The sequence below is a fragment of the Candidatus Neomicrothrix sp. genome, assembly GCF_035329545.1.
Classification (GTDB): Bacteria; Actinomycetota; Acidimicrobiia; order Acidimicrobiales; family Microtrichaceae; genus Microthrix; species Microthrix subdominans.
This window is the reverse complement of sequence record NZ_DAOLGP010000002.1, coordinates 204,228-212,765: the sequence shown is the minus strand read 5'-3', so window position 1 is coordinate 212,765 and position 8,538 is coordinate 204,228. Positions and strand designations below refer to the sequence as shown.

10 protein-coding genes and 1 tRNA gene are annotated in these 8,538 nt (G+C 66.3%); 5 read left to right on the top strand and 6 right to left on the bottom strand.

The window, feature by feature from the left end:
* The first annotated feature begins 66 nt into the window (after positions 1–66).
* From rpmG to PKD89_RS02445, 4 genes are all read left to right on the top strand, one after another.
* Complete coding sequence (gene rpmG / locus PKD89_RS02460) at positions 67–228, top strand: 50S ribosomal protein L33 (protein ID WP_012229764.1); 162 nt, start codon at positions 67–69, stop codon at positions 226–228.
* A 100-nt stretch (positions 229–328) separates the two neighbouring features.
* Entirely contained in the window at positions 329–1,006 is a 678-nt protein-coding gene (locus tag PKD89_RS02455) for an RNA polymerase sigma factor (RefSeq protein WP_287375786.1), read from the top strand.
* Positions 996–1,364 (top strand): hypothetical protein, encoded by a 369-nt coding sequence (locus tag PKD89_RS02450; RefSeq protein WP_287375789.1) that lies wholly within the window; start codon positions 996–998, stop codon positions 1,362–1,364. The genes PKD89_RS02455 and PKD89_RS02450 overlap by 11 nt, the downstream gene beginning before the upstream one ends.
* A gap of 94 nt (positions 1,365–1,458) precedes the next feature.
* Positions 1,459–1,531, top strand: a tRNA-Trp gene (locus PKD89_RS02445).
* Between the two features lie 394 nt (positions 1,532–1,925).
* Here PKD89_RS02445 and PKD89_RS02440 read toward each other — a convergent pair.
* From PKD89_RS02440 to PKD89_RS02420, 6 genes are all read right to left on the bottom strand, one after another.
* Positions 1,926–2,234, bottom strand: a complete 309-nt coding sequence (locus tag PKD89_RS02440; RefSeq protein ID WP_287375792.1) for an XRE family transcriptional regulator — start codon at positions 2,232–2,234, stop codon at positions 1,926–1,928.
* A gap of 3 nt (positions 2,235–2,237) precedes the next feature.
* Positions 2,238–2,480, bottom strand: a complete 243-nt coding sequence (locus tag PKD89_RS19775) for a type II toxin-antitoxin system RelE/ParE family toxin (protein WP_425591222.1) — start codon at positions 2,478–2,480, stop codon at positions 2,238–2,240.
* Positions 2,481–2,782: 302 nt separating this feature from the next.
* A complete protein-coding gene (locus tag PKD89_RS02435) occupies positions 2,783–4,153 on the bottom strand; it encodes an extracellular solute-binding protein (protein ID WP_289011780.1) in 1,371 nt (456 codons plus the stop codon).
* Positions 4,154–4,288: 135 nt separating this feature from the next.
* Positions 4,289–5,137, bottom strand: a complete 849-nt coding sequence (locus PKD89_RS02430) for a carbohydrate ABC transporter permease (protein ID WP_289011779.1) — start codon at positions 5,135–5,137, stop codon at positions 4,289–4,291.
* Entirely contained in the window at positions 5,127–5,993 is an 867-nt protein-coding gene (locus tag PKD89_RS02425; RefSeq protein WP_289011778.1) for a carbohydrate ABC transporter permease, read from the bottom strand. Before PKD89_RS02425 ends, PKD89_RS02430 begins: the two co-directional genes overlap by 11 nt.
* Positions 5,990–7,090 carry an ABC transporter ATP-binding protein gene (locus PKD89_RS02420; RefSeq protein ID WP_287375803.1) on the bottom strand — a complete coding sequence of 367 codons (1,101 nt, stop codon included), beginning with the start codon at positions 7,088–7,090 and terminating at the stop codon, positions 5,990–5,992. Before PKD89_RS02420 ends, PKD89_RS02425 begins: the two co-directional genes overlap by 4 nt.
* Before the next feature lie 72 nt (positions 7,091–7,162).
* Between PKD89_RS02420 and PKD89_RS02415 the strand changes: the two genes are divergently transcribed.
* Entirely contained in the window at positions 7,163–8,476 is a 1,314-nt protein-coding gene (locus PKD89_RS02415; RefSeq protein WP_287375806.1) for a cation:proton antiporter, read from the top strand.
* Positions 8,477–8,538: the final 62 nt, after the last annotated feature.

Sequence of the window (8,538 nt, the reverse complement as noted above, 5' to 3'; positions counted from 1 at the left end):
TCGTGAGGGTGGTCGTACGGTGGGTGCGGGCCGGGTCACCAAAGTCATCAAGTAGAGGAACGAGCCATGGCATCTGACAAGCGAATCAAGGCGACGATGGAATGCACCGAGTGCAAGCGTCGCAACTACACCACCGTCAAGTCGAAGGTGAACACCCGGGAGCGTTTGGAACTGTCCAAGTTCTGCCCGTGGGATCGCAAGCACACCGTGCATCGCGAGACCCGCTGACCAACCGGTCACCCCGATGACCACGTACGACGGCAAGGCCGGGCGCCAAGCGTCCGGCCTTGCCGCGTCCCGCCATCGGAGCGGGCGTAACCTTGAGGCCGTGGCGCAAGTCGAACCAGCATCGACCACACCGGCCCCCTCGCTTCCAGACGCACCCGCCCGGAGGCGGCGCCCCGTCCGGGTCCGGCGCTCGCCCGACGGTCAGGCCGACGACCACCAGGTCGCAGCGTGGGTGGAGGCAGCGCAGGGGGGCGACCGCGAGGCGTTCCAGGAGTTGGTGGCCGCCAGCTACCGGGATGTGTTCACGTTGGCCCTGCGGCTGTGCCGCTCCGAGGACGACGCGCTCGACGTCACCCAGGAGGCCTACCTGCGGGCCTACCGCAGCCTGGACAAGTTCCGGGGGGATTCCAAGTTTTCCACGTGGATGTACCGCATCACGGCCAACTGCGCGTCGAGCTACCTGAAGAAGCGGTCGCGACATCGCCACGAGGAGTTGGACGAACACCGCGAGCCGGCCGACGCCGAGCCAAGCCGGGACCCGGTCGGCCGGGCCGAGAGCACCGAGCTTCGCGCTCGCCTCGACGAAGCATTGGGCACGCTGGCGCCCAAGCTGCGAGCGGTCGTGGTGCTTCGGGACATCTACGATCTGCCCCACGACGACATCGCCTCAGAGCTGGGCATTTCGGTGTCGGCCTCCAAGGTGCGCCTGCACCGGGCGCGACATCAACTGCGCGACGAGCTGCTGCCGGACATAGCGGTGGGCAGCCGTGATCTGTGAACGGATAGCCGACTCGTTGCCCGAAGCGGTCGATGGCACCGATGGGCTCGGTCCAGCCGAGCGTGCCCACGTCGAGACCTGCCTGCGCTGTCAGGCCGAGCTGGTGCAGTACCGCAAGCTGCTGCGGGCCATGCACACGCTGCGTACCGACGTGGTCGAGCCGGCGCCGGGTGTGCTCGCCGAGCTGCTGGCGTCGGTCGGCGAGGTGGGCGAACATCAGGCGATCCGCTCGCTGATCAACCGGCGCCGCGCCGCCTACGCCGGCGGCATCGCTGCTGCCACCGCAGCGGGCGTGACCGGAGCGGTCGTCATCGCCGTCCGCTCCCGTCGCTCTGGGCGGACCGCCGCATCGGCCTGAAGGCCGTCAGGCTGCCCCGGCGGAAACCCAGCTTCCGAACGCCGGCTTCCTCCGGTAGGCTGTCGCTTCACCGAAACCCTCGGGTATCGGGCGAAGGGCAGTAGCTCAATTGGCAGAGCACCGGTCTCCAAAACCGGCGGTTGGGGGTTCGACTCCCTCCTGCCCTGCAAGTCAAGTTCCTTTCGGGGGGATCTCGACCTGATCGTCGTCGAGTTGCACGAGTCTGGCGCGCTAACTGATCGCTGGTTCCAGCACCGCTAAGGCTCGGTTGAGCTGAGGTCCGTACAGCCCGGCGAGGAACTACGCATCCGACTTGGTGGCCGTCCGGCGCCATCAGCCACAAGGTAGAGCGGCATCCCACATGACCAGAGACCGCCAATAGCGCTCCGACACGTGCAACTCGCTGCCGTCAACTACGGCACATCCGATCGGCTGCACCCAGCGACGATGGAACCATTGCATGAACGCGAGCATCTGCCGAGGGGCGAGTCCCACCCGTGGTGTTAGCTCGGGGTCTGAGTCGTTGAGCCCGTCTCTGCCCAGGCTGTTGGATCGTTGTGGTCAGCTGGGTATGGCGATTCGTTCATCGTCGAACACTGCGACGAGTTCGAGGTGGCCTCCCATGCTTTCGACGACTGATCGCCAGGTGGACAGCAGGTTGTCGTCGGCGGTCTCCATGGCTGAGATCGACGCCTGTGCTCGTTGCAATCGTTCTGCCAGTTCCACTTGGGTGAGTGAGCGGTGGCGGCGAAGTTCGGACAGGTTGAACGCGACGGCATCGGCGCGAGCTTCTTCTTTGATGGCGTCGATGCGGGCTCGACGGTTCTCGTCGATCTCGCCGACGATGTCGGTGAATTTGCGGTGTCCCATGGCTTATTGTCCTTGTTCATCGCTGTCGAGGAGACCGAGGGCCTCAAGTTCGTCCAGGTAGTCCTTGTAGAGCTGTTCTGCTTCGGGGATTGCGGTTCGGTACCACGTGGCCCATTGACCGGTCTTGTCTCCGCCGACGAGGAGGATGGCTTGTCGACGTGGGTCGAAGATGAACAGGACCCGACAGTTTTTGGCGGCGCCTCGGGGCCGGAGTTCTTTGAGGTTGTGGTAGTTCGATCCTTTGATCCGGTCGGCGTGCGGCCGGTCGAGTTGGGTCCGTGCTCTGCTAGCAGCTCGACGATGGCGATCACGGCGTCTTGTTGGGGCTCAGCCAGGGTGGGTGTACCAGTTGGAGAACTCGTCGGTGCCGTTGATCTCCCAAGTCACGCGAACAGTATAGGGTCGACTCGATATAGATTCCAACCTATGGCTATGGCACGGTCGAAGGTGCGGCACGGGGCCGATCCTTGTTGGGGCGACCGGGTGCCGCCACGGGGTCGTCGATTTGCCCGCTCGATGTCGCTGTTCGTAACGGGTCCGGTCGAGACCTATCCGCTGGCCTCGACGTCCTCGTTGTAGGACTCCAGGGCAGCGGTGATGGTGGCGTCGGCCTCCTTGACGGCCTCGTCCACGGGCTCATCATCGAGCAGTACCTGGTCCATGCACTTCTTGATGGCCTGACGCACCTGGTCGTAGGGCCCGATGACCGGGCCGGGGAAGTCGGTGTTGATGCCGGCCAGCACCTCGTAGGCCACCTTCTGCCAGCGGCCGCCCAGCGACGACGTCCAGGCCTCCTGCAGCCTGGGGTCCTCGGCTGCGGCCTTGCTGACCGGGGCCGTCGAGCCATCGACACCCCACTGCACCTGGGAGTCGATGGAGTTGAGGAACTTCATGAAGTCCCACGCAGCTGCCTGTTGCTCGTCGGGCACCGTGTTGGTCATGTACCAGACCTGCCCGCCCACCTGACCCCGGCCTGCCTCCTCGACACCGGGGTAGGGACCCACCCCGATGTCCAGGTCGAGTTGCAGGCCGGGCGGAAGCTCAACACCGAGATCCGCTTTGAGGTCCTCGGCCGCCACCGTGCCCTCGATGACTCCGGCCACGGTCGATGCCGCCGCCGAGGAGTCGACGACGAACGACGACTGGCGGCCTGCCATGGCCAGCAGGTGATCGGCATTGGCCTCGGCGCCGGGCGTGACGTCGAGCAGGCCCTCCGTCTTCGCCTCCTGGAGCGTGGTGAGGATGTTGCGTGTGACCGGATTGTCGAACTTCGACTCGGTGGCCCAGGTGCCGCTTCGGCCGTTGTCCTCGTTCACCAGTTCCTGCCCGGCGCCGGACAGCCACCATTCCAGCAGAAACGCCTGCGCCTTGAACACCATCGGCCTGTCCACCCCGGGGACGTTGGCCGCCTTGATGGCGCGGGCCGCGATGATCATCTCGTCAATGGTCTCCGGCGGGTCGTCGGGGTCGAGACCAGCCGCCTGGAAGTGCTCCCGGTTGAGGTAGATCAGCGCCGTGTAGGTGGTGAACGCCGCCGGCCACAGCTGATCGTCGATGGTGTAGGAAGCGGGGACGATCGGCAGGAAGTCCTCCCGGATCTTCTCCGCCGCAGGGTCGGCCTCGAAGCACGCCTCGGCCGGGAGGAAGAGGCCGCTGTCGGCGATCCAACGGGTTTTGGTGTCGTCGGGCACCACCAGGGCGGGAAGGGAACGGTCGGGGGCGGCCTGTTCGATCTTGCGGTGCAGCTCCTGGGGGCCGACACCCTGGCTTTCCACGGTGACCTTCACCTGGTCCTGGGAGGAGTTGTACTGATCGGCCAGGGATTCGAGCGTGCGCTTGGCGAGCGCGACGTAGCTGTGCCACACCGTGATCTCCACCGGGCCGTCCGCCTGCTCAAGTGCCTCGACGGGACAGGTCACCTCGCCACCATCTGCCGATGACGTCGCGTCGGATCCGCCGCACGAAGCGGCGACCATGACGGCCGTCAGCACCGCAGCGATGCCCCGGCGATACCGCCTGGTCGTTCCTGATCGTTGCACTTGGTTCCTCCTGGGTCAGCCCTTCACCGCTCCGGCGGTGAGGCCTCGAATGATCTGTCGCTGGAACACCACCAGAAGCGCCAGGATGGGAAGCGAGGCAATGATCGCCGCCGCCACCCCCACGTTGAAGCGCTCAGGTCGTTGCACGCTGATGCTTCGCAGCGTCACCTGGATGGTCTCCCAGCGTTCCTGGGTGGTTGCCGTCCTGGGCCACAGGTACTGGTTCCAGGCGGCGAGGGCCGTGATCAGCGTGAACGAGGCGATAATCGGCCGGTTCACCGGGATGGCGACGCGCCGCAGGAAAGCGAAGTGCCCGAACCCGTCGATCCGCGCCGCATCGCGCAGTTCGGAGGGGACCCCGAGGAACCCCTGGCGGATCAGGAAGATGCCGAAGGCCGAGGCCAGGAACGGTGCGCTGAGGCCTTGAGCCGAGTCGAGCCACCCGAGCTCTCGGATGGTGCGCACGTTGGCGATCAGGGTGACCTCGACGGGCAGCAGCAGCGAGGCGAGCAACACGACGAACAGCGTGTTCTTGAAGGGGAAACGCACAAAGGCGAACGAGTAGGCGGCCAGCACGGAGGTCACCAGCTGGAACACGGTGATGATGGCGGTGACCAGGAGCGTCAAGGCCATCGACCGTCCCAGGTCGCCATCGGACCACGCGGTCGAGAAGACCCCCCAGTCGATGGAGACCGGGTAGAGCGGCTGGCCCTCCTCGATGTAGATGAAGGGCTCGGAGAGGGCGCGCACGATGGTCATCCACACGGGGAACAAGATGATGAGCGACAACCCCGTCAGCAGCAGATACCAGCCCGCCACGGACACCCGCGTGCGGCGACGGGTCGCCGAGGACTCATTCGCCATAGTGAACCCGCCGGTTGAGGATCGTGAGCTGGATCAGGGTCACGATAAACGTGAGGCCGAACAGGCCAAGCGCCATCACCGAACCCTCGCTGATGAGGCTTGGTCCCTGGCGGTTGAAGATCTTGAACACCAGCGTTTCGGTGCTGCCGGCGGGGTCCCCGTTGGTGAGGATCTCCATCGGGGCGAAGGCCTGGAAGCCGAAGATCATCAGCACCACGACCAGAAACAACAGGGTGGGTGAGATCAGCGGAAGCGTCACCTTGAACAGCCGGCGGACCGGCCCGAAGCCGTCCAGCTGCGCGGCCTCCATGAGCTGGTCGGGTACCGCCTGGAGGCCGGCCAGCACGATCACGAAGGTCAGGCCGATGTTCTGCCAGATGGAGGTGAGCGAGACACCCCGCAGGGCACTGTCCGACTTCGACAGATCGATGAAACTCACCTGGCCGAACTTGCCGATCTTCGGATTGACCAGGCCGAAGAACACCACCGCTGCGACCGCTACCGAGGTGGCCACCGTCGAGGCGAAGATGGCCTGGAACGCCTTGATGCCCCGCAGCCGCCGGTGCGCCACCAGGGCCAGCAGCAAGCCCAACACCAGGCCCGTCGGTACCGTGTAGATGAGGTACTTGACCGTGATCCACAGTCCGTCCCGGAACTCCTCTCCTCCGAGCACGTCGGTGATGTTGGACGGGCCGACGTATACCTCGCCGGTCCCAAACCGGTTGGGCCGGTACAGCGAGAAGCGCACCAGGCGGTACAGCGGGTAGTAGGCGAACACGCCCAGGAGCGCGAAGGCGGGCAGCAGGAGCGAGTATCCGAACAGGGCCTCACGCAGTGCCGACTTACGGCGCCTCATGCCAGACGTCCTCCGCTCTCGGCTTCGAAGATGTGGAGCTGTCCCGGGTCCGGCCGGAGCCGCATCGAGGTCCCCACCTCCACGATCGGCACGTCGCTGGACGCCCGGACGATGAGCAGCTGGTTGGCCACCTCGCAGATGACGTGCTGTTCGTGACCCAGCATTTCCACATTGCGCACGACCGCGTCGAGCGGGCCGTCCGCGTCGATGCGGAGGTGCTCGGGCCGGACCCCAACGACGATTCGCTGGTCGGCCGACACCGGCACGTCAGGCGGTAGTGGCAGCGCCACATCACCCACCCGGGCCACGTACCCTTCGCCGACCTGGCCCACCGTGGCGTCGAGCGTGTTCATGGGGGGACTGCCGATGAAGCGGGCCACGAAGAGGTTGGCCGGACGCTGGTAGACCTCCTGGGGGCGCCCCACCTGTTGCAGCCGGCCCTCGACGAGGATGGCGATGCGGCTGGCCATGGTCATGGCCTCAACCTGGTCGTGGGTGACGTAGACGAAGGTGGTCTCCAGCCGACGCCACAGTTCGACGAGCTCGAGACGCGTCTGGGTTCGCAGCTTGGCGTCCAAGTTGGAAAGCGGCTCGTCCATGAGGAACACGCGTGGACGACGCACAATGGCGCGCGCCAGCGCAACCCGTTGGCGTTGCCCTCCCGAGAGGGCAGCCGGCTTGCGGTCCAGATAGTCACCAAGGTCGAGCGTGGCCGCGGTTTCGACCACCCTCGACCGGCGCTCGGCGGCGTCGAGCCGACGGGGTGTGCCACCGTCCACCGAGACATGCCGGCTCAGGAGTGGCGCTTCGATGTTCTTGAAGACGGTCATGTGCGGATAGAGCGCGTAGCTCTGGAAGACCATGGCGATGTCGCGGTCTCCCGGATCGACTCCGTTCACCACCTCCTCGCCGATGCTCACCGTTCCGCTGGTCGGCTCGTCGAGCCCCGCGATCATGCGCAGCGCCGTCGACTTGCCACAGCCGGAGGGGCCCAACAGCACGAGCAGCTCGCGGTCTTCGATGTCGAGTGTCAGGTCATCGACCGCAACGACGTCACCGAAGCGTTTCGTGACCTCGTGGAATGAAATACCGGCCATGACCCTCCCCTTGAGGCCGGGAGACTACCAACAGCGGCCATATCGCACCGGCGGTCGCCAGTAGTCTCAGGTATGCCCCTGGTTGCGGTAGCGCCGCTGCCGCCTCTGGACGAGCACTCCCTGTTGGTGCTGTGGTGTCAGATCCTGGTCGTCTTGTTCTTCGCCCGGGCTGGTGGTTACGCCGCCCGCCGCATCGGCATGCCGCGGGTGATCGGCGAATTGCTCGCCGGCGTCGTGCTGGGGCCGTCGCTGTTTGGACACCTCTGGCCGACGGGGTTCGCCTGGCTGTTCCCTGCCAGCGAGCGCCAGGCGGGTCTGCTGCTGGGCCTGGCTTGGGTCGGCATCGTCTTTTTGCTCGGTACGACGGGTGCCGAGGTCGACCTGTCGACGATCAGAAGCCAAGGCCGGGCGGCGATCTTCGTGACCGTCGGGAGCCTGGGCATGCCGCTGGTGGTGGGGGCGGTGGTCGGCTCGCTGCTGCCGGACTTCTTTGTGGGCGCCGGCGCGGCGCGGGCCGTCTTCTTGATGTTCTTCGCCGTGGCGTTCGCCATCTCGTCGCTCCCGGTCGCCGCCCGCATCCTGAGTGATCTGGGGCTGATCGACCGTCCCTTCGCCCAGGTCGCGCTCGGCGTCGCCACCGTCAACGACATCGTGGGCTGGCTGCTGCTCGGGGTAGTGGTGGGTATCGCCGAGTCGGGCTCCTTCGAGCTGGCCCCGCTGGTGACCGCGGTCGCGGCGGTGACCGTGACCGGGGTGGTGGTGATCCGTTACGGGCCTGGGGCCCTCGATCGCATATCGCTGGCGGTCGAGCGACGCTCAGGCGGGCCCGCCGCCGAGATCAGCCTGGTGGCGTTGACGCTGGTGGCGGTGGGAACGATCACCCAGGCGGTTGGCATCGAGGTGGTGATCGGTGCGTTCATCGCCGGCATCGCCATTGGGGGCAGCCGACTGGCGCGCAGCGAGGGCTTTCAAGCGATGGAGTGGGCCACCAACGGCATCTTCGCACCCCTGTTCTTCGCCGTGGCGGGCATTCGTGTCGACCTGACCCAGCTCGCCGACCCCGAGGTGGCGTTGTGGGCGATCGTCGTCACCTTGGCCGCAACCGCCGCCAAGGTGGTCGGCTCCTACGCGGGCGGACGGGCGGGTGGCGTCGACCGGCGTGACTCCCTCGGGTTGGGCGCCTCGCTCAATGCCCGCGGCGCCCTCGAGATCGTCGTCGCCACCGTCGGGCTGTCCCTCGGCGTGATCGACACCCGCGCCTACACGGTGATCGTCGTGATGGCTCTGGTCACCACCGCCCTCACCGGGCCGGTGCTGAAGCGCCTCTACCCGGATGCTCCGCAACGTGACGTGACGCAACCTCCGATCGAGCCCTCGCAGCGCTAGCCGGTGGCTGACGGGTTATCGCCGCCGCCCTTGCGTCGAGCGCTAACAAGCCTCCACCTGCA

Excerpts from the sequence above, each read along its gene's own strand:
- rpmG (WP_012229764.1), top strand. The coding sequence starts at position 67 with ATGGCATCTGACAAGCGAATCAAGGCGACGATGGAATGCACCGAGTGC.
- PKD89_RS02440 (WP_287375792.1), bottom strand. The coding sequence starts at position 2,234 with ATGGGACACCGCAAATTCACCGACATCGTCGGCGAGATCGACGAGAAC.
- PKD89_RS02430 (WP_289011779.1), bottom strand. The coding sequence starts at position 5,137 with ATGGCGAATGAGTCCTCGGCGACCCGTCGCCGCACGCGGGTGTCCGTG.
- PKD89_RS02425 (WP_289011778.1), bottom strand. The coding sequence starts at position 5,993 with ATGAGGCGCCGTAAGTCGGCACTGCGTGAGGCCCTGTTCGGATACTCG.
- PKD89_RS02420 (WP_287375803.1), bottom strand. The coding sequence starts at position 7,090 with ATGGCCGGTATTTCATTCCACGAGGTCACGAAACGCTTCGGTGACGTC.
- PKD89_RS02415 (WP_287375806.1), top strand. The coding sequence starts at position 7,163 with ATGCCCCTGGTTGCGGTAGCGCCGCTGCCGCCTCTGGACGAGCACTCC.